This is a genomic window from Bradyrhizobium sp. Crot121, from assembly GCF_059512385.1.
In genome coordinates, this window is sequence record NZ_JCAMOR010000028.1 from 29,508 (window position 1) to 54,843 (window position 25,336).

Sequence of the window (25,336 nt, forward strand, 5' to 3'; positions counted from 1 at the left end):
GAGGGATGGGCCGCGGGCGAGATCGGGGCCTCATGGTTCGAGACGCGCTGGCGCTCCTCACCATGAGGGGACACCACACCGATCTAGGCCTAGGAAGCCGCCCCGCAGAGAATGACGCCGTACCAGCCGAGACCCTTGTAGGTCTCGTAGCCCGGCGTGGCGTGGAAGGCGACCAACGCGCCGGAGCGGTCGTGGTAGAAGCCGCTGCGCTGGCCGCCGAGTGACAGCGAGACGTGCTCGGTCAGAAGGCCCTTGCCGTCGGATGCCGCGATCACCCGGAAATGGGAATCGACCAGCAGCACGCGCGCTTTATCGGCGGCGCCGACGCGCACGCCCTGCACGATGGCGCGTGCCTGCGGCTCCCAGTCGAAATGGATCGCGAGCACGCCGGTCGGCTTGCCATGGGCCTTGCCGCCTTCGCGGACGCTGGCGCAATAGGTCGCGACTTGCGCGTTGCCGAGCAGCGGCTGGCACTCGACGTCGCCAGCGACATAGTCGTCGCCCGAGCGCAGGTCGCGCGCCTGGCGAAACCATTTTGTGGCCGCGACGTTCTGGCCGATCACCTTGAAGCGATCGGCGCGCCCGTTGGCGAGCACGTTGCCTTCGAGATCGCAAAGCCAGAGATCGAGGTAGACGGTGTACGCGGAAAGGATCACGCCCAGCCGCTCGGACGTGTGCGCGACCACCGCCGGTTGCGGTGACGCAGCGCAGTCGACGACGGCAGAATCGGTCGCCCACCAGCGCACATCGCAGGTGCGTTCATAGAGGTTGCGGTCGATCAGCTCGATCGCGTTCAGCGACAGGTCCACCATGCGCTCGCCGCGCGAGCGGTCGGTCATGCGCTCGATCGAGCTCATGAGACTGCCGGTGCGCCGCGTTAGTTGCGTCTCGAGCTCGCGCGCGATGGTCTCGACCTGCTGGCCGACGCCGCGCACTTCCTGCGCCACCACGGCAAAGCCCGCGCCTTGCGCGCCGGCGCGCGAGCTTTCGATCAGCGCATTCAGCGCCAGCATCTTCATCTGGTTGGTGATCTTCTGGATCGACCTGGTCTTCTCGCAGGCGATCTGATTGACCTCCGCGGTCAGCCGCGCGATCAGCGCCGAAATGTCGGATTCATCGTCGATGTCAGGCGAGACCGCCGATTCGCTCGCGATTGATTTCGCGCGCGGGAGCGCGATGGACATAGCCGGACTTCCCTTGCATTAAGCCTTTGACCGCTTCCTGCGGACGGAACGGAACCAAAAAATCGCACATCAAACACGCGTCCTTTTTCGGCGATTTCGGCTAACATCGGCTTAATTTTCCGAAATTGCCACCTATGTGGGACTGCACTTTATTTGGGCACTCCGCCGTTTCCCGTTGTGAATCCCTCTCCTGACACCGCCCGACGAAGGCCTCGACACCCCCGCAAGCCAATTCCGCAACGTCCGTCTCCTGCGAAAAGCGGGCAAAACCGCCTGGCAGCGCTTCGCGATCGCCCGCTCAGGGTCGAGGATGGCAGCTCTGATTCGCTCTCATGCGAGCGCCACTCGTCGTCGGGATCGTTATGACGCTGCACACCGCCATCCTGCCCGTGGAGATGCCGCCGGCCTTTCTCGGCGTGGCGCGCTCGCTCACGGGCAAATTCTGGCGCGACCGTTTGGACGCGCGGGGAGCGGCGCGCGCGCTCGCGATCGCGCAGCGCCACCAATTGCCGGAAATGCTGGCGCGGGTGCTCGCGGGTCGCGACGTCGCGATCGATGATGTGCCGGATTTCCTCGATCCCACCATCCGCAAATTGATGCCGGATCCCTTCACCGTGACCGAGATGGAGGCCGCGGCAAGGCGGATCGCGGATGCGGCGATGCGTAATGAGAAGGTCGCGGTCTTCGGCGACTACGACGTCGACGGAGCAACCTCGGCGGCGCTGCTCACCTGGCACTTGCGGCATTGCGGGCTCGATCCGCTGATCCACATTCCCGACCGCCTGTTCGAGGGCTACGGCCCGAACACGGAGGCCGTGCGCGCGCTCGCCGCCAAGGGCGCGACGTTGCTGGTCACCGTCGATTGCGGCACCACGAGCCTGGAGCCGCTGGCGGAGGCGCGGCGGCTCGGCATGTCCGTGGTCGTGATCGATCACCATCAATGCGGCGAGGTGCTGCCCGAGGTGGACGCACTGGTGAATCCCAACCGGCTCGACGATCTGTCCGGCCTTGGTCATCTCGCGGCCGTCGGCCTCGTGCTGGTAACGCTGGTCGCGGTGAACCGGGAATTGCGCCAGCGCGATTTCTGGACTTCGGAAATGCCGGAGCCGGATCTCTTGGGCATGCTGCATCACGTCGCGCTTGGAACGGTGGCTGACGTCGCGCCGCTGATTGGGCTCAACCGCGCTCTGGTCGCCAAGGGGCTGATCGCGCTGCGCCGGCGCGACCATGTCGGGCACACCGCGCTGATGGATGTGGCCCGGCTCAACGGCCCGCCGGAGGCCTGGCACCTCGGCTTCATGCTGGGACCGCGCATCAATGCGGGCGGGCGGATCGGGCGCGCCGACCTCGGCGTGCGGCTACTTCTGGAATCCGACCCCTCGGAGGCGGCACGGATCGCGGCCGAACTCGACCGCCTCAACAGCGAGCGGCGCGTCATTGAGCAGGCGGCCGAAGCGCAGGCCGAGGCGGAGGCGCTGGCCTCGCTCGGATTGGAGGACAAGGGCGCTGTCATCGTCACGGCCGCCGAGGGCTGGCATCCCGGCGTCGTCGGCCTCGTGGCCTCGCGCCTGAAGGAGAAATTTGGCAGGCCGGCCTTCGCCATCGCGCTCGAGCCGGGCGGCATCGGCACCGGCTCGGGTCGCTCGATCGGCGGCGTCGATCTCGGCAAGGCGGTGCGGCAGGCGGTGGCGGACGGCCTGCTGCTCAAGGGCGGCGGCCATGCGATGGCTGCAGGCGTAACGCTGCGAAAGGAGAAGCTCGCCGAGTTCCGCGCCTATCTGGAAAGCGTGCTCGCCGCCGACGTCGCCAATTCGCGTCACGAGAATGAATTGTTCATCGACGGCGCGGTGAGCGCTCGCGCCGTAGCGGTGGAATTTGCCGCGATGCTGAACCGCGCCGGCCCGTTCGGCAGCGGCAATCCAGAGCCGGTGATCGCGCTGCCGTCGCACCAGCTCGTCTATGCCGATGAAGTCGGACAGGCGCATCTGCGACTGCGCTTCAAATCGGGCGACGGCGCGATCGTGAACGGCATGGCGTTCCGTTCCGTCGGCCAAAAGCTCGGCAATGCGCTGATTCAAAATCGCGGCCAGCCGCTCCATGTCGCGGGCTCCCTTGCGATCGACCGTTGGCAAGGCAGCGAACGTGTGCAATTGCGTGTGCTCGACGTCACGGTCCCCGATCAGGGGCCCGCGGTGATCAGATAAGAAAACAGTCGGGGAGAGCACATGGCAGGACAGGTGGAAGGCAAGGTGGCGCTGGTCACCGGCGGCGCCTCGGGCATTGGCGCGGCGGTCGCGGAATTGCTGGCGCAGGAGGGCGCCACGGTCGTAGCGACCGATATCGACGAGCTCAGGGGACCGGAGCTCGTTACCGGCGTCAACAAGGCCGGCGGCAAAGCGGTGTTTCTGCAACAGGACGTCACCAGCGAGGCACGCTGGGCGGAGATTATCTCGGAGATCGAGAAACGGTTTGGCCGGCTCGATGTGCTGGTCTCCAATGCGGGTATCGGCATCTCCGTGCCGTCGATCACCGACATGACGCTCGCCGACTGGCGCCGGCAGACCGCGATCAATCTCGACGGCGTTTTCCTCTCGGTGAAATATTCTCTGCCGCTGATGCGCAGGAGCGGTGGCGGATCCGTCATCATGATGTCCTCGCTCGCGGGCCTGCGCGGCGCGGCGGGCCTTGCCGGATACTCCGCGACCAAAGGCGGCGTGCGGCTGCTTGCGAAGTCTGTCGCGATGGAATGCGCCGCTGCGGAAGACGGCATCCGCGTCAACTCGGTCCATCCCGGCATCATCGACACTCCGATCTGGAGCAAGATCCCGACGGAGGCGACGGGGAACCGTGCGAACGCGCCGATCGATCCCGAAGAACGTGCGAAGATTGCAACCCCGCTCGGCCGCGCCGGTCAGGCGGCGGAGATCGCCAGCGGCGTGCTGTATCTGGCCTCCGATGCGTCGCGCTACGTGACCGGGACTGAGCTTGTCATCGACGGCGGCATGAACGCGGGTGCTGTTGTACGGCGACCATGACACCTGCGTCATTGCGAGCGCAGCGAAGCAATCCATCTCTCAACTCGCGGCGACGTGGATTGCTTCGCTGTGCTCGCAATAACGGTTGCGCTAATTCCCCTGCCGCAACCGCGCCAGCACCTTCAGCCCGCCATAACCGTCGGCCGGCAACAGGCTCATCTTGGTCTGATAATCCCGGATCGCCTTCATCGTGTCGTTGCCGACCCGGCCGTCGGTGCCGCCGGTGTCGAAGCCGGCCTTGCTGAGCCGGGTCTGCATTTCCTGCACCTCGGCCAGCGTCAGCGCGCGCTCGGAGCCAGGGAAGGGATGGATGAAGGGCGGCGCGCCGAGGATGCGGTCGCCGAGATGGCAGATCGCCAGCGCATAGTTCATCGAGGGGTTGTAGCTGCGCACGGCATAGAAATTCGGACCCAGCAGGAAGGCGGGGCCGCCCACGACCGGAATCCATAGCTGCGCCGATGCATTCGGCTGCGGGAACGGCTGGCCGTCGGCCCGGGTCACGCCGGCGCTGGCCCAGGCCGCGTAGGTGCGGCTGCCGCTCATGTTGCCATTGGCCCGCACTTCATAGCCCCAATGTTGCCCGCGGTGATATTTGCCGCGGTTGACGAGGTATTTCGCGGTTGATCCGAGTGCATCGTCCGGCCGGCCGAATGGCGAGACCTTGCCATCGCCGTCATAGTCGAAGCCGACATTGAGCCACACTTCCGGCATCCATTGCGAATGCCCCATGGCGCCGGCCCAGGAGCCGCGCATCTCCTCGGGCGTGCTCCAGCCGCGGTCCACGATCCTGAGCGCGTTGATCAACTCGGTCTCCCAATAGGCCTTGCGACGCGGTTCGTTCCAGGCGAGCGCGGCAAGTGCAGGGAATACCGGCTTCATGTGGTTCTGCTGCACCAGCGGATCGCCGTAAGCGGATTCAACGCCCCACAGTGCCAACAGCGTGCCGCGCTCGACGCCAAAATCCTTCTCGATTCGCGCGAACAGCGCCTCGTTCTTCTTGAGCGCCTCACGGCCATTGATGATGCGCCAGTCGGAGACGCGACGGTTGATGTATTGCCAGATTTGTTCGTTGAATTCCGGCTGCTTCTGCATCTGCCGGAACACGCTCATGTCAGGCTCGATGCGGCCCATCACGCGGGTCCAGGTCGCCGCCGAGATTCCCTTGGCGAGCGCGCGCGCGCGGAAATTGTCGCGCCATTGGTCAAAGCCGGGTGGCGCGGCAAGCGCAGTGAACGGGCCGGCAAGTAGGGTGCCGGCCGCGATGCTGCCTTGCAGGAAAGCTCGGCGGGCGTGGGATTTCAAAGAATCAAGTTGCTTCATGCTGCCAATCTAGCGGCGCCATCCAAGGACACAAAAAGTCACATCGCCGCGGGAACCTAGCTATCCTGCAGCTCTGTGGCGATTTTGGACAGCCAGCGCCGCACGATCAGTTCTGCCCTGGGGTTGAGCCCCTTGGCCAGCCGCCGGTCCACGGCATGGGCGTGACGCCGGCATTTTTCCAGGAGCGCGGTTCCGCGCCTGGTCAGCGTCCATTGCAGGACGCGGCCGTGAACCGGATGCGGTGTCTTCCGGATCGCGCCGTCGCGCTCGAGATTGCGGATGATGACGCCGACGGTCTGCGGCGTCAGCAACGCCACCCGCGCGAGATCGGCGCCGGACAGCCCGGGATAGGCGCGCAGCATCGTCAGCACGACGAACTGTGGCGGGGTAACGCCGAGCTTTCCCAGCGCCCGCTCCATCGTCAGCCGCGTCGCCGCCTGGGCCTGCCGCAGGAGATAAGCGAGATAGCCTTGCTCGCCGCGCTTGCCCTGGCCGGGTCGTGGTGGGCGGATGATTGCAAGTGCCGGATCTGTCTCGGCGGGCGCTTTCCGGCTCCGAGTGGGATTTTTCGATTTTTCGATTTTTGATGTCTTACGAACCGTGCCGGTGGACCGTGCAGTCTTGCGCGCCATATCAGTGCTCTTATAATCTACCAGCATACTGATAACATGAGGCGAAACTGATGTCACACGCGAGAGCCGAATACGCTGACTTTCAGAAGCTTGCACCCGATGTCTACGATGCGGTGCGGGCGCTGGGTCAGATGGCGGCCAAGGCAGGGCTCGACAAGCAGTTGCTCGAACTGGTCAAGCTGCGCGCCTCGCAGATCAACGGCTGTGCCTTCTGCGTGCAGTTTCATATCCTGCAGGCCGAGAGCCTCGGCATATCGGCCGACAAGCTCAACCTCGTCGTGGTCTGGCGCGAGGCCCCGCAATTTTCCGCGCGAGAACGCGCTGCGCTGGCATGGACCGAAGCGCTGACGAAACTCGGCGACGGCGTGAGCGACGAGGTTTATGCTGAAGCGCGCGCGGAATTCTCCGAGCCGGAACTGAGCTATCTCACCTCGGCGATCGCGGCGATCAACGTCTGGAACAGGTATGGCGTCGCCCATCGCTGGACGCCGCCGGCGCGAAAGCCGTCCTCGGTCGGCGCAGCCGCGTCGTGAATAGAGAAGGCAAAGGGGCGAATAACGTCTTTCTCCAAAGGAGAACAACATGGCATCGATGCTCGCGACAACTCCTTTCGCATCGACACGGCCCATTTCGCTCGCGGTTATTGCGGGTCTTGCCTGCGCCTTGGTCACCGCAAGGACATTGCCGGCGATGATGGACACGGTATCCGGCGCCATCGCGCCGCTTTGCGCGAACGCCGCCGAGGGATCGCCGCTCGACAAGGTTGAGCCAATCGGCTCGTACGCGCTGCCAAACGTGCCGGGCAAGCGTGTCACCATCGTGCGCGTGTTCTACGGCCCCGGCGGTTTCACGCGCCCGCATCGGCATGCCGGCTCGGTGACGGCCTATATCACAAAGGGCGAAATCCGCTCGCAGCTCGGCGGCGGACCGCTTGAGACGTTCAAGGTCGGCCAGTCCTTCTTCGAGCCGCCGGGTTCGACGCACCTGGTCTCAGCCAATGCAAGCAACACGGAGCCGGCGGAGTTGATTGCCGTATTCGTAGCCGACGAGGGCGCGCAGCTTACGACACTCATTGAGTAACGGAGGCCTAACGCCGTCATTGCGAGCGAAGCGAAGCAATCCACGCCTCCACAAGTGGCGAAATGGATTGCTTCGCTTCGCTCGCAATGACGTGGAAAGAGCGTGCCCCGCACGCGAAATCTTCCAGCGCCCTTGTCCGCCTACGATTCGAGTCTAGTTGCCGCCGCCTTCCTGCGGATCGAGACGTTGGATCACGTCTTCCGGCTGCGCATGCGCCACCGCGGCCGCTGCCGGCGGTTCTGGGCCGATCTCACGGCCGCGGCCGCGGATCAGGCGTTCATAGGCTGAGACCAGCGTGGTGTAGGGATTGACCCAGAGCCAACCGTCGCGCGTGAACACCTGCACGTCGAAATGCAGGTGGCGCGTGGTGCCGTTGGGATGATCGAGATAATTCGAGACCGCGCCGATCTTTTCGCCTTCCGTGACGCGGCGTCCGTTGAGAAGGCTGTCCGCATCCATCGCCGACGGGGTCATATGCATATATCGGAAGCGAATATGCTCGGTCTGGGTGTTGACCTGCAGCGTCGCCCCCTGTTGGCCCCGTGAACGGATCACGACACCATCGCGCACGGCAACGATCGCCTGTCGCTTGGGATCGCAGGGTTCTCCGCTTTCGTTGTCGCGCGGGCAGGGGCCCGGGCGGATATCCTGCCCCTGGTGGCCAAAGCCGTTGGCGCACTGGCCGACTTCGAAACTGCGCGCCTCGCAAAAGCTGTCCTGCCAGGGATATTGGTCGGCGCGCCTGCCGAACGATTGCGAATGGATGAAGGCCGGCGCTTTCGCCAATGGGAAGCGGATCTGCGAATAGACGGTCAGGTCGGTGCGGCCACCCTGCTTGTGGTAACCGCTGTTGGCGACGATGTCGCCGCTTGTGCGATAGGTGAACTCAGGTGAAATGGCGGCCGGCCGCTCGGCGCTGACGGAGGCGATGTCCCGCCGCAGCCGCGAGGGTTGGCCGCCGGCGATGCGCAGCGCCTTCAGGAAGCGTTCGGCGACCGGATAGGCCTCGCGGCAGGCCAGCCGTCGCAGCCGCGGCGTGCTATCGAGGCAGTGGATCGAAACCACATAGGGTACGCCGAAGCGGGTGAAGGCATAGCGCACATAGCCTTCGCGGATGAAGCGTCGGATATCAGGATATTGTGCCGAAAGCGATTTGACCGGTTCGCCTTTGCCGCCGGGCCGATCGTTGAGATCATAGAGCAGCAGCGAACCGGTGATATGCACCTCGATCGGTCTTGCGTAAGTCCGCTCCGGCATTCCGTTGCCTGCGCCCGGCTCGAGTGCGAACATCGCATCATAACCGGCGGCTCCTGCAGTGAAGAGATCCACCGGACGGAAGTCCGCCTGATAGCGCGACATCGACAAGCTATCCGGCGTGCCGCTCCGCCGCGCTTCGAGATAGGTTGCGGTATCGAACGGCAAGAGCACCGGGATCGGGCTGCGGCCGATGCCGGGGAATAGCTGCGAGGTGATCGCGTTCAATTGCACCAGCGCGGGCCGTGCGCGCGGATCGTATGAAGGTACGCGGCGCTGGCTCGCAAATGTGAAGTTCGCAGCGATCGAAGGCTGGCTATTGATCTCGGCGCGGAGCTGATCGAGCACCGCGCGCCATTCGACGCGCACGGCCGAGATCGAAGGGGTACGGAATTCGTCGGCAGAAGCGGCGAGGGGGTTGGCGAGAAGCGACGCGAAAGCTGCCAGCCAAGGTGCCACAAAGCAGACAGCTTTCACTTTCAACGCGTCGTCCCCCGGCGCGGTCCCCCCTTAGCTCGATCGGCTAATCCTTCGCGCGTTCGACGTATGAGCCGTCTTCGGTCATCACCACAATGCGCGTGCCGGTCGAGATATGCGGCGGCACAGCGGTGCGAATGCCGTTCGACAGCACGGCCGGCTTGTAGGAGGAGGAGGCGGTCTGGCCCTTCGTCACCGGCTCGGTCTCGACGACCTCCAGGGTGGCGCGCTGCGGCAATTGGATCGCGACCGGATTGCCCTCATGCATCGAGAGCTTCACGGTCATGTTTTCCTGCAGATACGGCGCGGATGACCCGACGATGTCCTTCGACACCTGGACCTGGTCGTAGGTCTCGCCATTCATGAAATGGAAGCCGTCGGCGTCCTCATAGAGGTAGTTGAAGTTGCGATCCTCGACGGTCGCCTTCTCCACCTGGTCGGTGGTCTTGTAGCGTTCGGAGACTTTCACGCCGTCGCCGATGCGACGCATTTCGATCTGACTGACCGGGGTTCCCTTACCGGGATGGATGTTTTCGGCGGAAAGGACAACGTAAAGCTTGCCATCCTGCTCGATGATGTTGCCCTTGCGGATGGAACTGGCGATGACTCTCAAAGTGGTTTTCCTGAATGGTTCGGCCGCCGGCTCGGCTCGGCTGATGCGCTCGGCGGCCTGGCGGCAGTTTCGGGCTGCAACATACTGATTTGCCCCCGAGATGCCAGCCTTTTGCGGCCGGTTTCGGCAGGTTGCTGACAGGTGTGGCGTCCTCTACGAGGTGTCAACCGCGCGAACGGCGGGCCGGAACGTGGTGCCGCCCCGCTCTATGGACAACACATTCACCGTCAGGCATCAAGGGGTCGCCGGACGTCGAGGAAATCGAGCGATTTCAATGAGATTTACCGATTTTCTCAACTTGTTAATGGATAACCCGACGCATCGCGTGAAGCGTCCTTTGGCAGGAGCGCAGCCATGAGCGGCGTCGACCGCCCGTCCCCCTGGTGGAATCCAGCCCGGCACGCCGACAGAAAACCGTTTCTCGAGGCGCGGAGCGCTGTGACGAAGGCGGTGCGGGCTTGGTTTGAGGGGCGGGGATTCTTGGAAGTCGAGACCGGCATCCTGCAGATTTCGCCTGGCAACGAGACCCATCTGCATGCGCCGCGCACGGAGTTGACGCGGGCCGATTGCAGCCGCGTGCCCCGCTACTTGCGCACGTCACCCGAATTCGCCTGCAAGAAGCTACTCGCGGCGGGTGAAACAAAGATCTTCGAGTTCGCGCGCGTGTTCCGCGACCGTGAACGCGGTGACCTCCATTTGCCCGAGTTCACCATGCTGGAATGGTACCGCGCCAATGATGATATCGACGCCGTGGTGACCGACACCCTCTTGATCATCGCCGAGGCCGCGCACGCGACGGGCATCAAACAATTCTCGTTTCGTGGCAAGACCGCAGAGATCGGCGGGGTGCCTGAACTGCTGACGGTCTCGTCCGCCTTCGAGTGCTTTGCCGGGATCGATCTCCTGGCGACCGTCGTTGACGGCGAGGGTGACCGCGCGGCGCTAGCGGATGCGGCGCGGGAACGGGTACGGATTGCCGAGGATGACACTTGGTCGGATATTTTCAGCAAGGTCCTGGTCGAACACGTCGAGCCGCATCTCGGCCAGGGGCGTCTGACCGTGCTGTCCGACTATCCGATTCCAGAAGCTGCGCTGGCGCGCGCGGAACCGTCCGATCCGCGCGTCGCCGAGCGCTTCGAGGTCTATGCCTGCGGCGTCGAACTCGCCAACGGGTTTGGCGAACTGACCGATGCCGCCGAGCAGCGCCGCCGCTTCGCTGCGGCCATGGACGAGAAAGAGCGTCGCTACGGCGAGCGTTATCCGCTGGATGAGGATTTTATTGCCGCCGTCGGCGAGATGCCTGAGGCGAGCGGCGTCGCGCTCGGCTTCGACCGGCTGGTGATGCTGGCAAGCGGCGCGCTAAGGATCGACCAGGTGGTGTGGACGCCGCCGGCAGGAGAGACATGAACCGGATCGACCGAAAGCTGGCCGCAACCCTGCGCCAGCCCGCCGAACTGATCGAGCGCGGCCTTGCGCGGCAGGAGGCGCTTGCCGATCTGGAGCAGGTCGCCGCGCGCTACGCGATCGCGGTGACGCCTGACATTGCGGCGCTGATCGACCCGAATGATACGAACGATCCGATCGCGCGGCAATTCATCCCCGCCGCGGATGAACTCGTGACGCATCCCGGCGAGAACGCCGATCCGATCGGCGATGATGCGCATGCGCCTGTTCCCGGCATCGTGCACCGTTATCCGGACCGGGTGTTATTCAAGCTCGTGCACGTCTGCGCGGTCTATTGCCGGTTCTGCTTCCGCCGCGAGATGGTCGGGCCGGGGAAGGCGACGGCGCTGTCGGAGGACGCCTACCGCGATGCGCTCTCCTACATCCGCTCGCAGCCGGAGATCTGGGAGGTGATCCTGACCGGCGGCGATCCGTTGATGCTGTCGCCGCGGCGGCTCGCGGAGATCATGGCCGATCTCGCTGCCATCGATCACGTCAAGATCATCCGCCTGCACACGCGCGTGCCGGTGGCTGATCCGGCCCGTCTCAATCCAGAGATGGTCCGCGCGCTGCGTGTGGAGGGCGCGACGACCTGGGTTGCGATCCACGCCAATCATCCGCGCGAACTGACGCCCGAGGCGCGCGCCGCCTGCGCGCGGCTGGCGGATGCCGGCATTCCCCTGGTGAGCCAGACCGTGCTGCTCAAGGGCGTCAACGATGATGCCGCCACATTGGAAGGCTTGATGCGGGCCTTCGTCGAATGCCGGATCAAGCCCTACTACCTGCACCACGGCGATCTCGCGCCCGGCACCGCGCATCTGCGTACGACCATCGAGGAGGGGCAGGAACTGATGCGATCGTTGCGGGGCCGCGTCTCGGGCCTGTGCCAGCCCGACTACGTGCTCGACATTCCCGGCGGCCACGGCAAAGCGCCGATCGGGCCGGGCTATTTGACGCAGGACAATCTCTCGCAGCGTGAAGGAGTTAATGAAACACGCTACCGTGTCGTCGATTATTGCGGTGACGTGCATCTCTATCCACCTAAGGTGTGAGCGCAGATGCAGTAATATCGACGCGCCTGAACGGGCGCGATAAAGTGTGTCGAGAGGCAGGAGAATCAGGATGCGGAAAACAATCTTGTCGATGGCACTTGTGACCCTGATCGGTGCGCCTGCCTTTGCGCAGGGTGGAACCACGACAGTGCCGAAAAGCACTCCCGAGACCAGGCCGATTCCGGAAGCGCCGGTCGGCCACCGTCAGCCGCGCCGCGGCGATGTGCCGGGCGAGAGCAATATCAACGACCCGAACAATCCGGTGAACAAGGAAGATGCTGCCCTTGATCGCAAGATCAAGAGCATCTGCAGGGGTTGCTGAGGCGAGCCGCCGGGCGTTGCGTCGCCCAGCGGCCCGTAGCCACAAGCGTCTAGGCCAACCGTTCCCGGACATCGCGGCGCTCTGCCTTGCGGCGTGCCTCGACCGCATCGGCAAGCACGTTGAGCGAGGAAACCGTCGTCTCCCAATCGATGCAGCCGTCGGTGATGCTCTGGCCGTAGGTGAGCGCGATCCCCGGCACCACGTCCTGTCGCCCGGCGACCAGGTTGCTTTCGATCATCGCGCCCATGATGCGCGTCTCGCCGCCGGAAACCTGACTGGCTATGTCGGCAACGACCAGCGGCTGGTTCTCCGGCTTCTTGCTGCTGTTGGCGTGGCTGGCGTCGATCATCATGCGCTGGTTGACGCCTGAGCGTGCCAGCTCGGTTGCTGCGGCATCGACGCTTGCCGCATCATAGTTCGGCGCGCGGCCACCGCGCAGGATGATGTGGCAGTCCTCATTGCCGCTGGTCGCTGCGATCGCCGAGCGTCCGCCCTTCGTCACCGCCATGAAATGGTGCGGGTGGGAGGCCGATTTCACGGCGTCGGCGGCGATGCGCACATTGCCGTCGGTACCGTTCTTGAAGCCGACGGGGCAGGAGAGCCCGGAGGCAAGCTCGCGATGGATCTGGCTCTCGGTGGTGCGCGCGCCGATCGCGGCCCAGCTCACGAGATCGGCGATATATTGCGGCGTCGTCATGTCAAGGAATTCGGCGCCGGCGGGCAGGCCGAGATTGTTGACGGCGGAGAGCACGCTGCGGGCGAGCCGCAGGCCTTTGTTGATGTCGAAACTGCCGTCGAGGTTGGGATCGTTGATCAGCCCCTTCCATCCGACAATCGTGCGCGGCTTCTCGAAATAGACCCGCATCACGATCTCGAGCCGGTCAGACAGCGTCTCGCGCAAGGTGGCGAGGCGCTCGGCGTAGTCGATGGCCGCTTCGGGATCGTGGACGGAGCAGGGGCCGACGACAACCAGGAGGCGGTCGTCCTTGCCGTTCAGGATGGCGTGGATGGCGTTGCGCGCCGCCATCACCACCCGCGTCGCCGTCAAGGTGCGCGGGATCTCGCGCATCACCTCTTCGGGCGTACTCAGCTCTTTCAGTTCTCTAATGCGAAGATCGTCAGTGGTACTCAACACGGCGGGCTCCTTTTGATTTTTTGAACCTGCCGGCCAACAAAAAAGCCGCCAGGTCTGGCGGCTGTTCGGACGTCTTGCTGCAATTTCACTAAATTGAGCGCGATCCTCCCGCCGCCAGCGAGCTGTCGTAGCTAAAGTACCAAAAATAGCTGGTGGCGGCGTTGATCATGGCTGGGTCTATAGCGGAAGGATTCCGCCTTGTCACCTCCAAAGATCGGTTCTGATTCAATCAGAACCGATCTTCAGTTTCTTATTTTGACGCGTTTTCTTCACGCGAACCGGTATCCACTTCGCTCGAAAACGCTCTAAATCACGGGTCGGTGCTGTGGGCGGCGAGCGCCATGCCGATCAGGCTGGCGCCGCCGAATAACAGATTGAGGCCGACCAGGAGCCCAAGCGCCCATTCCGCCGAGCCGGGCAGGCCGGCGACGATGATGAAGGCGATCAGGATGTCCATCAGCCCTGCGATCAGGAGCCACGACCAGCGCCCGGTCAATTCGCGCCGGTGCTCCAGCGCATACATGATGGTGGCGACGCCCTCGGCGACGAAATAGGCTCCGACCACGATGGTCAGCGTCAGCACGCCCTGCATCGGCCGCGCCAGCAGGATCAGGCCGGCGAGCACGGCGAGCGCCGCCGAGATCAGCGACCACCAGAAGCCCGGCATCTCGCGCGCCCAGTAGGTGACGATCAATCCGCCGATCCCGGAGATCAGGAACAGCCAGCCGAGGAAGATGGTCACGGCGAGGCTCGCGAAGGCCGGCACGATCAACGCGGCGAGGCCAAGAACCACGAGCAGGATGCCTTCGAACAGGAAGGCCTTCCAATGCGCCTTCACCGTGGCGTTCACTTCGGACTGCAGCTTGTCGAGGTTATCTGGAAGGGTCATCGCAGCTCTCCCGGCGGGTGCCTGATTGCACGCGATCCTAGAGCGTGTCCGGTTCTGATTATATCAGATTAGCCCGGCCCCGGCGCCGACGAAAAGCCCTCCGATGTCGTGCGAATTCGATTTCGCCCGAAGATGTAAATCGCGGTGGTCGCGATCAGCAGCGCTATACCGATCACAATGGAGATCGCCGCGACCGGGACCAGGATCGCCGCCGCATTGTGCTCGGGATTGATCAGCCAGCGACGGATCGACGTCAGCACGAAGGCCAGCCCGAGAAAGCCGGCGCCGCTGCCGAGGACGAGCACGGCCCACATCCGCCGCAACTGGCTCAGCCGTTCACGCGCGAGCGCGGTGCGCGGGGCATGATGGCGGCCGACCCGGTAGATCAGGCGGATGGCGAAGCCGATCGAGCTGAACCCGATCAGGACGCTCGCCGAGCCCAGGACCATCCGCAGCGTGGAGCCGAGATCGCCGCCCCGCTGCAGGGTCAGGAGCGGGAAGTCGAACGCGGCATGCAGCAAGACCGGGGCGAGCAGCACCATGCCCCAGCTCGACAAGCGCGCCCAGGCGCGATTCTTGCGGTGCGCGCCGAGCGCGGTGCCGGAGCGTGCGATCGCGACATAGGCGCCGGCGATGATGCCGAGCGCGCCGTGAAACGGCACCGTGAGCACGCTGCGCAGCACGGCGAGTGCGCGCCACATCTCGGCGTGCTGGACGAGGTAGGCGAGGTTCTCATAGGCGGCGAAACCGAGCCCTACGGCGGCGCCGTAGACCACCGGGTCCATCGGGTCGGCGGAGGCGCGCCGCCGCCGGGACGACACGGCGATGATCACCGCGATCTTCACGATCTCTTCAGGGAGGGCGACGCCGAACAGCGAGCGCACCACCAACGTCATCCAGGGGTTTTCCGGTATCGCCAGCAATGCGTTGAATGGCGCCCGCACCAGCCCAAGCAGCGAGATGCTGGCCGCGCCGAGCACGAAAGCGAGCCAGACCTGTCCCGGCGGGCCCGGGCGCTCGTCGGCGGCGATGACGAGCCAGAGCATCAGAAGCGCCGGCGCAATAGCGGCGGCACCGATGACGGTTGGGAGAGACTCGAGCAATAGCATCTGCGGGTAATCAAAACCGGGTACGAGTAAGGAAAATGGCCACAAAGCCAGCGCTTGGCAAGGCAACGTAACCGCTTTGCGATGGGTTCGGCGCGCCACATTCACGGCTTTTTGTCGCATGGCACGGTCGGTCGTTTCCGGTGTCGAGCCCGGGATCCGGCAGTCCGTAGGATGGGTAGAGCGGTTGACAGGACGCCGGATACTGGATGCCCCGCCGGAGCCTGTCATCGGGCTCGCCAAAGGCGAGACCCGGTGGCGGGGCATGACGGTAGAGTTTGGTGAGAGGATGTGAGTTCGCATTCTCGCGGCGCCATGCGTCCGAGCTTTGCTTTACTTTCCACCCTCCTCGAAACACAGAGGGCGCAGGGAAAGCCGGGTGCCGGCTGCACCCGTGGGTCCCGTGCAACAAAAAGCACGGGGGTAGGACCACAGGTTCAACCGAAGCATTCCGGCTTTCCCTGCGCGATGGTGTTACGGTTTCCTTCGTGCTCTCCTCGGTGACCGGGCTTTCTTGCCACCGTCGTCCGCGGCAGCTCTTGCTGCTCGCGCACTTAGCGCCAGCGTCGGGGCGCCAGGACCACACGACTTCGCCGTCCGTGCTGCGCGTGCTCGTCAGTCACACACTTCACGTCCACCGCATCTCACCGCAACGTTCGTGACGATCGCGAGCCGCCCCTCATTGGCCGTGAGACGCGCGGAGTTAAATCACTGATTTGCCCGACGACGGAAGCGGAATGTTTTTTCCGCGAGGGCTGGACAGACTTTCGGTGATTTGCCCGTCGGGTTGTTATGTCGCACTCAAGCCAACCACATCGTCATTGCGAGCGGAGCGCAGCAATCCATAGCACCGCAAGCAGAAGCATGGATTGCTTCGCTCTGCTCGCAATGGCTGGGGCTGTCATTCGGGGGCGATGCGAAGCATCGAGCCCGGAATCCATTTTGCTGCTTGCGCAAATGGACGAATGGATTCTCTGATGTGCAATTGCACATCATAGTTCGCGCTGCGCGCGCCCCGGAATCACGGAGAGTGGGAAGCCTGTGGCGCGCGCTCACCGCACGAGCAAGCGCCGGCACGCATCGACAAACACCTTTGCCCCCGTGACGATGTCGGCGTCGTCGGTGTTCTCGCTCCAGTGATGGCTGATGCCGCCGATCGAGGGCACGAACAGCATGGCTGATGGCATGATGGTGGCGAGGACCTGGGCGTCATGGCCGGCGCCGCTCGGCATCCGGATCGACTTGCCATCGGCAAAGCGTGCGCTCGCGGCTTCGATCGCGTCCTGGAACGCGGCATCCATCGTCGCCGGCGCGCCGGTGCGGATGCGCTCGACCTCGACGCTGCAGCGGCCTGCCGCCGTGACCTCGGCGGCCATGCGGCGCAAATGCGCTTCCAGACGTTCGATCATGCTCGGATCGTCGTCGCGCATCTGGAACAGCATTTCGGCGCGGCCGGGAATGATGCTGGGCGCGCCGGGATCGAGCGTGATGCGGCCGGTGGTCCATACCGTGCGCCGTCCGCACAGGGCAGGGAAGCTATCGTCGATCGCGACGCAGAACTTGGCGAGCGCAAGGCCAGCATCGCGGCGGATCGACATCCGCGTGGTGCCGGCATGGTTCTGCTCGCCGGTGAAGGTGATGCGATATTGCCAGATGCCGACGATGGAGGTGACGACGCCGATCTTGAGGCCGCTGTCTTCGAGTGTCCTGCCTTGCTCGATATGGGCTTCGAGATATCCGACGTGCCGTCCGCGCTCGGCGGTGACGCGCGGGCGCCCGCCAAGCCCGACGTTCGCCAGCGCATCACGCATGGGACGGCCATTGCTGCGGTCGCAGGCGGCGTCGATCTCGGCGTCCGTGACGGCGCCAACATAGGAGCGGCTGCCGAGGAAATGGCCGAAATGTCCTTCCTCGTCGCACCAGGCGGCAACCTCGACGGCACCTTGGAGGCTCGCGTCGGGATTGAGGACGCGGGCGGCTTCGAGCGCATAGACGACGCCGAGCGGTCCATCGAGCCAGCCGGCGAAATTCTGACTTTCGAGATGCGAGCCGGCCAGGAGCCTCAAGCCAGGTTTTGCGCTGGTGCCGAGAACGTTGCCGATGCCGTCGATCGTGGGAGCGAGGCCGGCTTCCGGGAGCTTTGCGGCAAGCCACGCGATCGAGCGCATATGCGGCTCCGAAAAGGTCGGCTTGTGCACGCCGGTCTTGTAGGCGCCGATGGCGCGGAGCGCATTGAGATCGGCAAGAACGCGCGCGCCGTCGACGGGCAGGTCTGGATCGGGCATGGCGGATGCACCCGTTGATGGTTTCTTTCCACGCAGGCTCGCATACGCCGCGCGCCAGGGAAAGCCGGCGCTGCCGGGGGCGTGTCTCCCGTCGGACAGGCGATAGGGCCGACCTCTGGTCTGCGCGGACCAAACGGCATAAATGACGGAGTGGCGAGGCCATTTTGATTTGGCGCAAGCCAGGAAGACCAAAACTTGCTTTCAATGCGCGATCAGCCCCATCAGACGGGCAGCGAAATAATCGGGGAGGCGGCCATGGGCGAGATCACTCTCTTTGTCGCCATGCCATTCGACCTGACCGACGATGGTCTCGTCGCCGGCGAGCCTTTCAAATGCGCGAGCCCTGCGGCGGCGATCGAGCGCGCGAAAGGGTTTTGGCAGATCCTGGGCCATGCCGGAGCCGTCGCGTTCGTCCGCGTCGGCTATCCGGAATCGACGACGACCGTGCTGCGCGCGTTCGGCAACGTGCCGGACGATCTATTGGGCGGTTACCACGACCCCAAGCGGACCTTCTTGGTCCGCTGAAGCAAGACTTCGCCGCCGCTTCCGCTGCGGCTCGGCCCCACGCCTGATCACAAAAACGGCATCGCAGCGGCGCGCAATTGCCCCGCCTTCACCATGATTTGGGGGCGTAAATCCCGGGAATGCCGGGCAAAGCATGGGCAAGACAGCGCCAATGACGGCTCATCTCCCCAAGACAGCAGAGGAGGAGCACGAGGAGCAGCTCCGCAACCTAGTCCGCGTTGTTTCAGCCTGCACCTTGGGACTTTGGTCCTTTGCTGCAGGCATCCTGATCGGGACCTTTCTTCTGTTTTGAATCGTGTTGCAGGGGTCGTCAGACGCGACCTATCGCGCAGCTAACACGCGAACCTTCCTGAATTTGCGAACCTTTCTGAATTTGCGAACCTTTCTGAATTTGAACGTGAACGTCTTCGTGGCTCCGACACTGCAAATCACGCCGTCAGCCACCCAAACGCACGGCGCAGGTACGCTCTCGCGTCCTTTTCCACCGGTGTCCCGTGGGCCATCAGCACCTTTTCGGCTGGCCATGCCAGAATGTAATCCAGAGACTTTCGCGCAGCGCGGCGGTTGGTAAAGGCGACACGAAACTTGCGCGGCACCGACGGCTCGGGCCCCACCATGAGGTCCAGCTTCGCGACCATGGCCCGCCAGCCGGAATTGCGGTCGGCCGGAATCTGCTGGAGCAGATCGGTAAACAGCACGGTCCCGCTCTTGATGTGAAAAAACACCACCTCCGTCGTGATCAGGTTGCCGTGCATCAGGACCTGGTCGATCTCCTCGATCCAATCCGGGCTCGGCACACTTTCGAGGTCAGCATCAAAGACGATGTCCTCGCGCTTCTTTCGCAATCCTGGCGGGGCGTAGACCTTGGCGTCAGGGTAGGCGCGCTTCCACTCTGGAAGAAACAGGTGATGAAGTGAATTGGGAGCAACGATGTGCCGCACCTGACCGATGGCATCGACATCCGCCCGCAGGCTATCGCTGAGCTCTATCGGCGACCAGATGAAGAGACCTCCGTCTGACAGTCTGATGACAGCCATCCGGGTGGGATAATGAAATCCGGCTACGGATACGTCGGGTCCATCTGCAGTCCAGATCTCGCGATCGAATTCCTTCAACATGGCCGGTCCAACTGGTGCCGTTCGAGAGGTGATTACCTGCTTCCCAAATCCTGTGCGAAACGCAGGAGGTAGCCGTCAGGGTCTTGCACCAGGAATTGCCTGTTGCCGCGCTCTTCTCCTGCGACCCGATACCAGGCGTCATGACACTCTCTGAAGAGAGGCCATTTCTCTCGCTTCAGTGCATCGAGAAGAGGGGCCACGGAATCGACGAAGATCTGAAAGTTGATCCCGCGTCCCAGCGGTCGTTCGAGAGCTCCAGTCTTCCAGTTACCATTTTGTTGCTTCAGCATCACCTGAGCGCCTTGCAGCTCAAGATACATGAAGCGATTTTCGAGGCGCTGATACGCAATCTGGAAACCGAGTATCTTGCACCAAAATGTCTTGCTCTGTTCCAGGTCAAGCACGTCCAGCTCCGGGACGAGGCGAGCAAAGCCGCCAGTTGGTAATCTATCTGCTGGTATTCCCATGGCTCACCGGTCCTCGGAATTTGAAGCCCTGACAACATGACGGGTCGATTTACCGTATCGAATCGATGCGAGAAAGTCGGGAGCAACCATGCACTCGGATTTGAGTCGCTTCCGAGCAGCCGGACGTCTATGTTACGCTCATGTCGCGCCTGATGTGTCTGTCGATTGCCATCGTCCTGTCGCTGCTGCCGGTCGTAGCGCCGGCTGCGCCGGTTCATAAACGAACGCCGCCACGCTGGCACGGCTACGGTTTCCTTCCGGGCTATCAGCAGCCACCGAACAACAGCCTTCCGCTTTTCAAGCAGAAAGCTTTGGCTTCGCGCATGGCGCGCCGTGACCGGCGCCATTGGTACATCGATCCGGTGCCACGCTATTATGGGTGGGATGGCGAGTGGCACTATTTCGGTCGGCCCGGATTCTACGGCGGCCGCTACAATGGCGGCAGCTTCGGCCCTTGCTGGACGCGGACGCCGATCGGGCCTGTCTGGAATTGCGGCTGATCAGCCGATTGCTCAAAGATCGCACGTGTGCAGCCACGCCAGAGCGCTTCGGTCAGAAGCGGGGGGTGCGTGGAAATGTAATCCAAATTTAAGGTGACGCGCCGCTGCAGCGGGTTAGTTTCGCTGTACGCCGTTCGATGACCTCGATGATTGGGCCCGCGGAATGGGACGTTTTGCAACGACGGTTGACCTCTATGAGCAATTCCGGCCGCCTTATCCGCCCGCGTTCTTCCGTGAGGTCGCCCAGCGCCTGGCGCTCACCAAGCAACATGCGCTGATCGATATCGGCACCGGGCCGGGCCTGCTCGCGCTCGGCTTTGCGGACTATGTCGGACGCATTGTCGCCGTCGATCCCGAGCCGAACATGCTGGCGGCCGCGCGGCAGGCGGCCAAGCAGGCCAGACGGGACGTGACGCTGGTCGAGGGCAGGGCGGAGGACTTGCCGGAGAGCATCGGGCGCTTCGATCTCGTCACCATCGGTCGAGCGCTCCACTGGCTGGACGAGAGCACTTTGGGCCCGTTGTTCGAACGGCTGGTGGCGCCGGGTGGCGTCGTCGCCATATGCGCGTCCTCCTCTGTGAGGGACGGGCGCAATGTGTGGCTCGAGGAATACACTGCTGCGCGGCGTCACTGGTCGGACAAAGAACTATGGTCCGAGTCGCGTTCGGGGCAGCGCGTGCATCGCGAGCTTTCCTCGCTGCTGCAAGGCACCACATTTCAGGCCACTGAAGAGATCCGGGTCGAGAGCGTGAAGGAGACCAGCGTGGCTGACCTGGCGCAACGCATGTTGACCTTCTCGTCGTCCTCGCCGGCCGTCTTGGGCGCGAAGGTCGAGCCGATGCTGCGCGATGTCGAGGCGCGCTTGATGCCGATGAGCCGGGATGGTGTGCTCACCGAGTTCGTCGTATCAACCGCGGAGATCGCGCGCCGTCGGTAGGAAGAGCAGGGAGCTTAAACGCTGCTCCTCACTGGCTTGCGCATTCTTTCTTCTCAGCGATCTCCATCGCTTTAGCGATCTCCATCGCCCTCAGCGATGTCGATCGCCGCTTCGGCCATCTTTTCGCTCTGATCAATGGGCATCTAGCTAAAACGATTTGTTAGCCATTCTGCACTTAGCTCGCAGCATCAGTTGTATCAGAGTATCGCCATGCGTCATGTTCGGAACCCGGCCTGCCGGATCGCCATCCTGCTTCTTCCGCTCGCGCTTGGTGCCTGCGCGCAATATGGCGTGACGAATACGGCTTCGACCGGACCGAGAACGTTCGCCTGGGATGGGGCGGGCGAGGATCCGAACGCGCCGCGGCGAGCGCCCAGGCATTCAGCCAGCGTGGCTCAGGCGATCGAGCCAGCGGCGGATGAGCGCGAGCAGGTTTCTGACGAAGATGCCGATCGTAAGCTCGCCAGCAAGCTCGTGATCTGCAAAGGCTGCATCAAGCCGCAGGAGACCGCAGAGCGGCCTGACGGATCGCGCGTCGCCAGTCGCTAATCCGGGTGTGATGCACACATGCGCATTGCGCGCTGCAGTTCGTTTTCGATCCGTTAATTTTCATCGCGCTCACGTTGCATCGAAAGCACACCGCGCGTTGTTCGCTTCGAACAACACGCAGCGTTGTTGCCGGATAAATGAGAGTCACTTAGCGTAACAGTCGATAACATTTCGCAATCCGCGAACACGGGCGGGACTGCAACCTTTCCGTTGGCAGAGCGCGTCGTAGGGGCTGAGGGACGATGCGCGAATGCATTGGGGCTATGCTGGTTCGACCGCAATCGGACCGCACGGAGAGAATGAGAAGGTCGACTTCGATGCCTTCGCCGATCGCTTCGGCGCGCTCGTCTCGCTCGCCAATGCAGACAGCCTGCTCGGCCGCGCCGGGCTATTACTCAATCATCAAAATATCTGGAACGACGGCTCGGGCATCGTGCGCTCCGACGTCTACGCGATCGGCAATTTGCACTGCGAGTTCCTCAAGGGCACCAGGATCGATGTCGCCGGCGCAGGCTTCGCCAATGCGAACGACCGGCTGTGGGGCAGCATCGGCGGCGGCACTTATAGCTGGGCGAGCGGCCGCTACGCCGTGTTCGGCGAAATCACCTATCGCGCGAGCCTCGAAGACGCCGGCGAGAACCACAGCTACAAGGGCACCGGCGGCTTCCGCATCACCTGGTGACGGCGGCTTCAGATCGCTCGGGCCGTGCCGTTCCGGACGCAGCTCGCGGCAGCACGCCGCAGCCTCAGGCAAGCAAGCCGCGCTAATTGTGAACCGACTGTAATCCTTGTCTCTCTGGTGTTGGCCGCACGTCGCGACCATATCTTGATCAGGTCCAATGAGCGGAATGGCGGAGGATCGATGGCCGACGCTATGGAACTGCGGAAACGAGCGGAAATGTTCGAGCGGCGCGCCGAGGAGGCGAAGGATCCGATCTCGCGGGCGCACTACCGCGAGATGGCGGCGCATTACCGAACACTGGCCGTCGAGCACCAGCCTGTCCGCAACGAGGAATCGGCCGATCATTAGGTGATCGCCCGCCTGACAGCCTCAGCCTTCGAAACCGAAGCGTAGCGCGCAGGTTCGCGGCAGCGCAACCCGACCCAAGCAGGTCGAGAACAGGACTCGCTAACCCCGGCGAGGAGGGGTAGGCTTTTGGTCTTAACGCTGAGGGGGCAAAAGTGCGACAGCTCTCGCGCCTTGTTGTAATTGCACCTGCCTTTGGTTTGGACAATGCCCAGCGAAATGATGATCCGCAGGCTGCGGGTCAATTCCAAATTGAGCGAGGATGATGTCTCGGCGCTCCGCTCCTTGCGTGTTCAGGTAAAGGAATTTCCGGAAGAGACAGTCGTCATTAGCGAAGGCGAACACGCGACGCATTGCTGCGTGATCCTGAGCGGGTTTGCCTATCGTGCCAAGGTGGCGGAGAACGGCAAGCGACAGATCCTCTCGTTCCACCCCGCAGGCGACTTGCCGGACCTGCAGGGGCTTTTCCTTGATCGCATGGACCATGATCTGGTGACGCTGTCGCGCGCTCGGGTCGGCTTCATCGAACATCGGTCCATCCATCAGCTCATCGAGGCGCGGCCATCGATCGCGCAGGCGCTCTGGCGTGAAACGCTGGTGGACGCGGCTGTCTTCAGGGAGTGGATCGTGAGCCTGGGCACGAGAACGGCCGCGGGACGCATGGCCCATCTCATTGCCGAACTCCGCCAGCGGCTGACCGCAATGGGGCTGGCCGCCGATGACGAGTTCGAATTTCCGATCACCCAATCGCGGCTGGCGGAGGCGCTGGGGCTAAGCGCTGTCCATGTCAACCGGGTTCTCCAGTCCTTTCGCGCGGAAGGCGTGCTCGACATTCAGAAGAACATGGTGAAGCTGAGCGACATCGAGAAGCTCGTGGAGATCGGAGGATTCAACGACACCTATCTGCATCAGCAATGAAGCTTTTGCGGAACGAGCGGGAGCGCCTCGCGTTGGCGCAAAATGCATACCTATCAGTTTCACATTGCCGGGCTCAGGCCTTTCCACGACGAGGAGGGCATGGAACTACCGGATGCCGAAACCGCCTGGGCGGAAGCGCTGCGGCTGGTGCGCGACATCGAGGGATCGCTGCAACCGAGTGAAAGCTGGTCTCTGGAGGTCGTCGAAGACGGCGCGACAATTTTCCGCATCAATCTCGCGACCGAAGACATGCGGATCCGGCGCAGCAGCCGTCCCGCCATGACGATGAAGCGCTCGAAAACGCTTTAGAGACCCGCTCCCGTACCGCTTGTGTTCAAAAGTGCACACACCGGGCGTTGTGCACGTCGTAGGATATGTGCTTAGAGGGTGCGATCTCCGGGAATCTGGAATCACATGGGTTATTTGCAAAGGCCCTGCCTCATGGGAAAAGCGAGCAGCATTTCGCAGCGGAGGCGTAGCCAATGCGACGACCATGCGGGCCTCTCATGTCGGAGGCACATTTTTATCTCAACACAACCAGCCTGTTCGATCTTCAGCGCGAAGTGACGGCGCTGTTTGCGCTTCGCAAACGCGTCGCGGATGCCGAGTTGGCAGCCACGCGTCGCGCACGCGAGGTCCGCGCCTCAGTCGAACGGCACGCCCCCTCCCGCGGCAGACGAAAGGCTCATTGATTTCCGGGACTACGCGGCGGTTCGCCAGCGAAGCCTTGCTGTGCCGAGCTTGCGAGGTGGCGACGTGTGAGATCGCTGCGGAGAGGGACATGCCTGCATCCGCTACAACCTGTCCGAGCGTCCACTACTGTGCGGACGGCGGGGGCAGCCGGTCACTTCCAGGCACGGGCCATCTGAGCAAAAGGCCGAGGATCGGCCGGCAATGCCTCCGCCGAGGCGACGGCGTCGATCGCGCGAGCAGCGAGACCAACCGTCAGCACACTGCAATCGTCCGTCAGGCAGCGGACTGCTGCGACCGGCTAGATGAATGGCAGCTGAACGAACGCGAGAGAAAATCTGGCGTTTGTCTAACACAGGTAAGTGGACTCCATTGTCAGAGGAGGCAATGCTGCTTTTTCGGAAGGGAGGCGCCTATGGCTGTTTCGATCGAAGCTGGCTCGAAGAAAGATTTTCAAACTTTGATTGTCGACGTTGACAGGTTGGAACAGCAGAGAGCTGAACTGCTTGCACTTCGAGAAAAGGTGTCCACTGCGGAGCGTGCTACAGCTTCGTTGGCATCGCGTCCTCAGGAAAATCCCTCCAAAATTGGCTTACTGACACCGCGGCAATTGATCGGTCCTCAGGAAAAACATGATGCCCGACGGTTAGGTCGAACCGGTTTTTCGAGACGTCATAGCGGGTGCGATCGCTTCCGGCCTTGACGTGCGTCTGGCGCGGATTCTTTCCGGCGCGCATGAGATGAAAGACGACCTCGTGTGCCCGCAGTGCGGCGCCAG

General features: G+C 63.3%; 27 protein-coding genes. 16 read left to right on the plus strand and 11 right to left on the minus strand.

From position 1 onward, the window contains the following. Nucleotides 1-89: 89 nt before the first annotated feature. Complete coding sequence (locus AC5ZGW_RS23495) at nt 90-1,184, minus strand: methyl-accepting chemotaxis protein (protein ID WP_028167851.1); 1,095 nt, start codon at nt 1,182-1,184, stop codon at nt 90-92. A gap of 362 nt (nt 1,185-1,546) precedes the next feature. Between AC5ZGW_RS23495 and recJ the strand changes: the two genes are divergently transcribed. Beyond that, nucleotides 1,547-3,388, plus strand: coding sequence for a single-stranded-DNA-specific exonuclease RecJ (gene recJ, locus AC5ZGW_RS23500; RefSeq protein ID WP_496113966.1), 1,842 nt, complete (start codon nt 1,547-1,549; stop codon nt 3,386-3,388). 21 nt (nt 3,389-3,409) lie between these two features. Then, complete coding sequence (locus AC5ZGW_RS23505) at nt 3,410-4,219, plus strand: SDR family NAD(P)-dependent oxidoreductase (RefSeq protein WP_130229820.1); 810 nt, start codon at nt 3,410-3,412, stop codon at nt 4,217-4,219. 90 nt (nt 4,220-4,309) lie between these two features. On the opposite strand, the gene AC5ZGW_RS23510 is transcribed toward AC5ZGW_RS23505, so the two are convergent. Both AC5ZGW_RS23510 and AC5ZGW_RS23515 read right to left on the minus strand, forming a co-directional pair. Continuing rightward, entirely contained in the window at nt 4,310-5,539 is a 1,230-nt protein-coding gene (locus tag AC5ZGW_RS23510; protein ID WP_130229821.1) for a lytic murein transglycosylase, read from the minus strand. A gap of 56 nt (nt 5,540-5,595) precedes the next feature. Beyond that, nucleotides 5,596-6,171, minus strand: coding sequence for a MarR family winged helix-turn-helix transcriptional regulator (locus AC5ZGW_RS23515; RefSeq protein WP_130229822.1), 576 nt, complete (start codon nt 6,169-6,171; stop codon nt 5,596-5,598). Nucleotides 6,172-6,221: 50 nt separating this feature from the next. On the opposite strand from AC5ZGW_RS23515, the gene AC5ZGW_RS23520 reads away from it, so the two are divergent. Both AC5ZGW_RS23520 and AC5ZGW_RS23525 read left to right on the plus strand, forming a co-directional pair. Then, nucleotides 6,222-6,704: a carboxymuconolactone decarboxylase family protein gene (locus AC5ZGW_RS23520; protein WP_130229823.1), complete on the plus strand. Its 483-nt coding sequence runs from the start codon at nt 6,222-6,224 to the stop codon at nt 6,702-6,704. A 49-nt stretch (nt 6,705-6,753) separates the two neighbouring features. Continuing rightward, the gene (locus AC5ZGW_RS23525) at nt 6,754-7,251 is read left to right on the plus strand and encodes a cupin domain-containing protein (RefSeq protein ID WP_130229824.1); all 498 of its coding nucleotides are present in this window, start codon (nt 6,754-6,756) and stop codon (nt 7,249-7,251) included. A gap of 153 nt (nt 7,252-7,404) precedes the next feature. Here AC5ZGW_RS23525 and AC5ZGW_RS23530 read toward each other — a convergent pair whose 3' ends face one another. Both AC5ZGW_RS23530 and efp read right to left on the minus strand, forming a co-directional pair. Beyond that, nucleotides 7,405-8,982, minus strand: a complete 1,578-nt coding sequence (locus AC5ZGW_RS23530; RefSeq protein WP_496113967.1) for a peptidoglycan DD-metalloendopeptidase family protein — start codon at nt 8,980-8,982, stop codon at nt 7,405-7,407. A gap of 46 nt (nt 8,983-9,028) precedes the next feature. Continuing rightward, nucleotides 9,029-9,595, minus strand: a complete 567-nt coding sequence (gene efp, locus AC5ZGW_RS23535; protein WP_027578243.1) for an elongation factor P — start codon at nt 9,593-9,595, stop codon at nt 9,029-9,031. 354 nt (nt 9,596-9,949) lie between these two features. On the opposite strand from efp, the gene epmA reads away from it, so the two are divergent. From epmA to AC5ZGW_RS23550, 3 genes are all read left to right on the plus strand, one after another. Next, on the plus strand, nt 9,950-11,002 hold the full coding sequence (gene epmA, locus AC5ZGW_RS23540) for an EF-P lysine aminoacylase EpmA (protein ID WP_130229826.1): 1,053 nt from the start codon (nt 9,950-9,952) through the stop codon (nt 11,000-11,002). Next, nucleotides 10,999-12,090: a lysine-2,3-aminomutase-like protein gene (locus tag AC5ZGW_RS23545; RefSeq protein WP_130229827.1), complete on the plus strand. Its 1,092-nt coding sequence runs from the start codon at nt 10,999-11,001 to the stop codon at nt 12,088-12,090. The genes epmA and AC5ZGW_RS23545 overlap by 4 nt, the downstream gene beginning before the upstream one ends. 70 nt (nt 12,091-12,160) lie before the next feature. Continuing rightward, nucleotides 12,161-12,412: a hypothetical protein gene (locus tag AC5ZGW_RS23550; RefSeq protein WP_130229828.1), complete on the plus strand. Its 252-nt coding sequence runs from the start codon at nt 12,161-12,163 to the stop codon at nt 12,410-12,412. A gap of 49 nt (nt 12,413-12,461) precedes the next feature. Here the strand turns inward: AC5ZGW_RS23550 and AC5ZGW_RS23555 are convergent, their stop codons facing one another. From AC5ZGW_RS23555 to AC5ZGW_RS23570, 4 genes are all read right to left on the minus strand, one after another. Next, the gene (locus AC5ZGW_RS23555) at nt 12,462-13,547 is read right to left on the minus strand and encodes a 3-deoxy-7-phosphoheptulonate synthase (protein ID WP_130229829.1); all 1,086 of its coding nucleotides are present in this window, start codon (nt 13,545-13,547) and stop codon (nt 12,462-12,464) included. Nucleotides 13,548-13,857: 310 nt separating this feature from the next. Beyond that, nucleotides 13,858-14,436, minus strand: a complete 579-nt coding sequence (locus tag AC5ZGW_RS23560; RefSeq protein WP_028167863.1) for an HdeD family acid-resistance protein — start codon at nt 14,434-14,436, stop codon at nt 13,858-13,860. 68 nt (nt 14,437-14,504) lie between these two features. Beyond that, nucleotides 14,505-15,545 carry a PrsW family intramembrane metalloprotease gene (locus tag AC5ZGW_RS23565; protein WP_130229830.1) on the minus strand — a complete coding sequence of 347 codons (1,041 nt, stop codon included), beginning with the start codon at nt 15,543-15,545 and terminating at the stop codon, nt 14,505-14,507. Nucleotides 15,546-16,594: 1,049 nt separating this feature from the next. Continuing rightward, the gene (locus AC5ZGW_RS23570; protein WP_130225672.1) at nt 16,595-17,827 is read right to left on the minus strand and encodes a Zn-dependent hydrolase; all 1,233 of its coding nucleotides are present in this window, start codon (nt 17,825-17,827) and stop codon (nt 16,595-16,597) included. A 204-nt stretch (nt 17,828-18,031) separates the two neighbouring features. Here AC5ZGW_RS23570 and AC5ZGW_RS23575 point away from each other — a divergent pair, with 204 nt between their 5' ends. Next, nucleotides 18,032-18,352, plus strand: coding sequence for a hypothetical protein (locus tag AC5ZGW_RS23575; RefSeq protein WP_349645070.1), 321 nt, complete (start codon nt 18,032-18,034; stop codon nt 18,350-18,352). 428 nt (nt 18,353-18,780) lie between these two features. Here the strand turns inward: AC5ZGW_RS23575 and AC5ZGW_RS23580 are convergent, their stop codons facing one another. Both AC5ZGW_RS23580 and AC5ZGW_RS23585 read right to left on the minus strand, forming a co-directional pair. Next, entirely contained in the window at nt 18,781-19,470 is a 690-nt protein-coding gene (locus AC5ZGW_RS23580; protein WP_130225673.1) for a DUF4336 domain-containing protein, read from the minus strand. 32 nt (nt 19,471-19,502) lie between these two features. After that, entirely contained in the window at nt 19,503-19,874 is a 372-nt protein-coding gene (locus AC5ZGW_RS23585; RefSeq protein ID WP_349645067.1) for a bleomycin resistance protein, read from the minus strand. Between the two features lie 203 nt (nt 19,875-20,077). Here AC5ZGW_RS23585 and AC5ZGW_RS23590 point away from each other — a divergent pair, with 203 nt between their 5' ends. From AC5ZGW_RS23590 to AC5ZGW_RS23625, 8 genes are all read left to right on the plus strand, one after another. Next, nucleotides 20,078-20,437, plus strand: a complete 360-nt coding sequence (locus tag AC5ZGW_RS23590) for a hypothetical protein (RefSeq protein WP_130225675.1) — start codon at nt 20,078-20,080, stop codon at nt 20,435-20,437. Nucleotides 20,438-20,600: 163 nt separating this feature from the next. Continuing rightward, a complete protein-coding gene (locus AC5ZGW_RS23595) occupies nt 20,601-21,374 on the plus strand; it encodes a class I SAM-dependent methyltransferase (protein WP_130225676.1) in 774 nt (257 codons plus the stop codon). 210 nt (nt 21,375-21,584) lie between these two features. Next, nucleotides 21,585-21,923 carry a hypothetical protein gene (locus AC5ZGW_RS23600; RefSeq protein WP_130225677.1) on the plus strand — a complete coding sequence of 113 codons (339 nt, stop codon included), beginning with the start codon at nt 21,585-21,587 and terminating at the stop codon, nt 21,921-21,923. Between the two features lie 250 nt (nt 21,924-22,173). After that, nucleotides 22,174-22,605: an autotransporter outer membrane beta-barrel domain-containing protein gene (locus AC5ZGW_RS23605; RefSeq protein ID WP_130225678.1), complete on the plus strand. Its 432-nt coding sequence runs from the start codon at nt 22,174-22,176 to the stop codon at nt 22,603-22,605. Between the two features lie 180 nt (nt 22,606-22,785). Then, complete coding sequence (locus tag AC5ZGW_RS23610; RefSeq protein ID WP_155255580.1) at nt 22,786-22,953, plus strand: hypothetical protein; 168 nt, start codon at nt 22,786-22,788, stop codon at nt 22,951-22,953. Between the two features lie 204 nt (nt 22,954-23,157). After that, nucleotides 23,158-23,868: a Crp/Fnr family transcriptional regulator gene (locus tag AC5ZGW_RS23615; protein ID WP_130225679.1), complete on the plus strand. Its 711-nt coding sequence runs from the start codon at nt 23,158-23,160 to the stop codon at nt 23,866-23,868. Between the two features lie 42 nt (nt 23,869-23,910). Then, a complete protein-coding gene (locus AC5ZGW_RS23620; protein ID WP_456641567.1) occupies nt 23,911-24,177 on the plus strand; it encodes a DUF6894 family protein in 267 nt (88 codons plus the stop codon). A gap of 796 nt (nt 24,178-24,973) precedes the next feature. Beyond that, nucleotides 24,974-25,261, plus strand: a complete 288-nt coding sequence (locus AC5ZGW_RS23625; RefSeq protein ID WP_130225681.1) for a hypothetical protein — start codon at nt 24,974-24,976, stop codon at nt 25,259-25,261. Nucleotides 25,262-25,336 lie beyond the last annotated feature (75 nt).

Bases quoted from the DNA above. Each gene is read 5' to 3' on its own strand.
- AC5ZGW_RS23495 (WP_028167851.1), bottom strand. From the start codon at position 1,184: ATGTCCATCGCGCTCCCGCGCGCGAAATCAATCGCGAGCGAATCGGCG.
- recJ (WP_496113966.1), top strand. From the start codon at position 1,547: ATGACGCTGCACACCGCCATCCTGCCCGTGGAGATGCCGCCGGCCTTT.
- AC5ZGW_RS23505 (WP_130229820.1), top strand. From the start codon at position 3,410: ATGGCAGGACAGGTGGAAGGCAAGGTGGCGCTGGTCACCGGCGGCGCC.
- AC5ZGW_RS23510 (WP_130229821.1), bottom strand. From the start codon at position 5,539: ATGAAGCAACTTGATTCTTTGAAATCCCACGCCCGCCGAGCTTTCCTG.
- AC5ZGW_RS23515 (WP_130229822.1), bottom strand. From the start codon at position 6,171: ATGGCGCGCAAGACTGCACGGTCCACCGGCACGGTTCGTAAGACATCA.
- AC5ZGW_RS23520 (WP_130229823.1), top strand. From the start codon at position 6,222: ATGTCACACGCGAGAGCCGAATACGCTGACTTTCAGAAGCTTGCACCC.
- AC5ZGW_RS23525 (WP_130229824.1), top strand. From the start codon at position 6,754: ATGGCATCGATGCTCGCGACAACTCCTTTCGCATCGACACGGCCCATT.
- epmA (WP_130229826.1), top strand. From the start codon at position 9,950: ATGAGCGGCGTCGACCGCCCGTCCCCCTGGTGGAATCCAGCCCGGCAC.
- AC5ZGW_RS23545 (WP_130229827.1), top strand. From the start codon at position 10,999: ATGAACCGGATCGACCGAAAGCTGGCCGCAACCCTGCGCCAGCCCGCC.
- AC5ZGW_RS23550 (WP_130229828.1), top strand. From the start codon at position 12,161: ATGCGGAAAACAATCTTGTCGATGGCACTTGTGACCCTGATCGGTGCG.
- AC5ZGW_RS23560 (WP_028167863.1), bottom strand. From the start codon at position 14,436: ATGACCCTTCCAGATAACCTCGACAAGCTGCAGTCCGAAGTGAACGCC.
- AC5ZGW_RS23565 (WP_130229830.1), bottom strand. From the start codon at position 15,545: ATGCTATTGCTCGAGTCTCTCCCAACCGTCATCGGTGCCGCCGCTATT.
- AC5ZGW_RS23570 (WP_130225672.1), bottom strand. From the start codon at position 17,827: ATGCCCGATCCAGACCTGCCCGTCGACGGCGCGCGCGTTCTTGCCGAT.
- AC5ZGW_RS23575 (WP_349645070.1), top strand. From the start codon at position 18,032: ATGCGCGATCAGCCCCATCAGACGGGCAGCGAAATAATCGGGGAGGCG.
- AC5ZGW_RS23580 (WP_130225673.1), bottom strand. From the start codon at position 19,470: ATGTTGAAGGAATTCGATCGCGAGATCTGGACTGCAGATGGACCCGAC.
- AC5ZGW_RS23590 (WP_130225675.1), top strand. From the start codon at position 20,078: ATGTCGCGCCTGATGTGTCTGTCGATTGCCATCGTCCTGTCGCTGCTG.
- AC5ZGW_RS23595 (WP_130225676.1), top strand. From the start codon at position 20,601: ATGGGACGTTTTGCAACGACGGTTGACCTCTATGAGCAATTCCGGCCG.
- AC5ZGW_RS23600 (WP_130225677.1), top strand. From the start codon at position 21,585: ATGCGTCATGTTCGGAACCCGGCCTGCCGGATCGCCATCCTGCTTCTT.
- AC5ZGW_RS23605 (WP_130225678.1), top strand. From the start codon at position 22,174: ATGCATTGGGGCTATGCTGGTTCGACCGCAATCGGACCGCACGGAGAG.
- AC5ZGW_RS23610 (WP_155255580.1), top strand. From the start codon at position 22,786: ATGGCCGACGCTATGGAACTGCGGAAACGAGCGGAAATGTTCGAGCGG.
- AC5ZGW_RS23615 (WP_130225679.1), top strand. From the start codon at position 23,158: ATGCCCAGCGAAATGATGATCCGCAGGCTGCGGGTCAATTCCAAATTG.
- AC5ZGW_RS23620 (WP_456641567.1), top strand. From the start codon at position 23,911: ATGCATACCTATCAGTTTCACATTGCCGGGCTCAGGCCTTTCCACGAC.
- AC5ZGW_RS23625 (WP_130225681.1), top strand. From the start codon at position 24,974: ATGGCTGTTTCGATCGAAGCTGGCTCGAAGAAAGATTTTCAAACTTTG.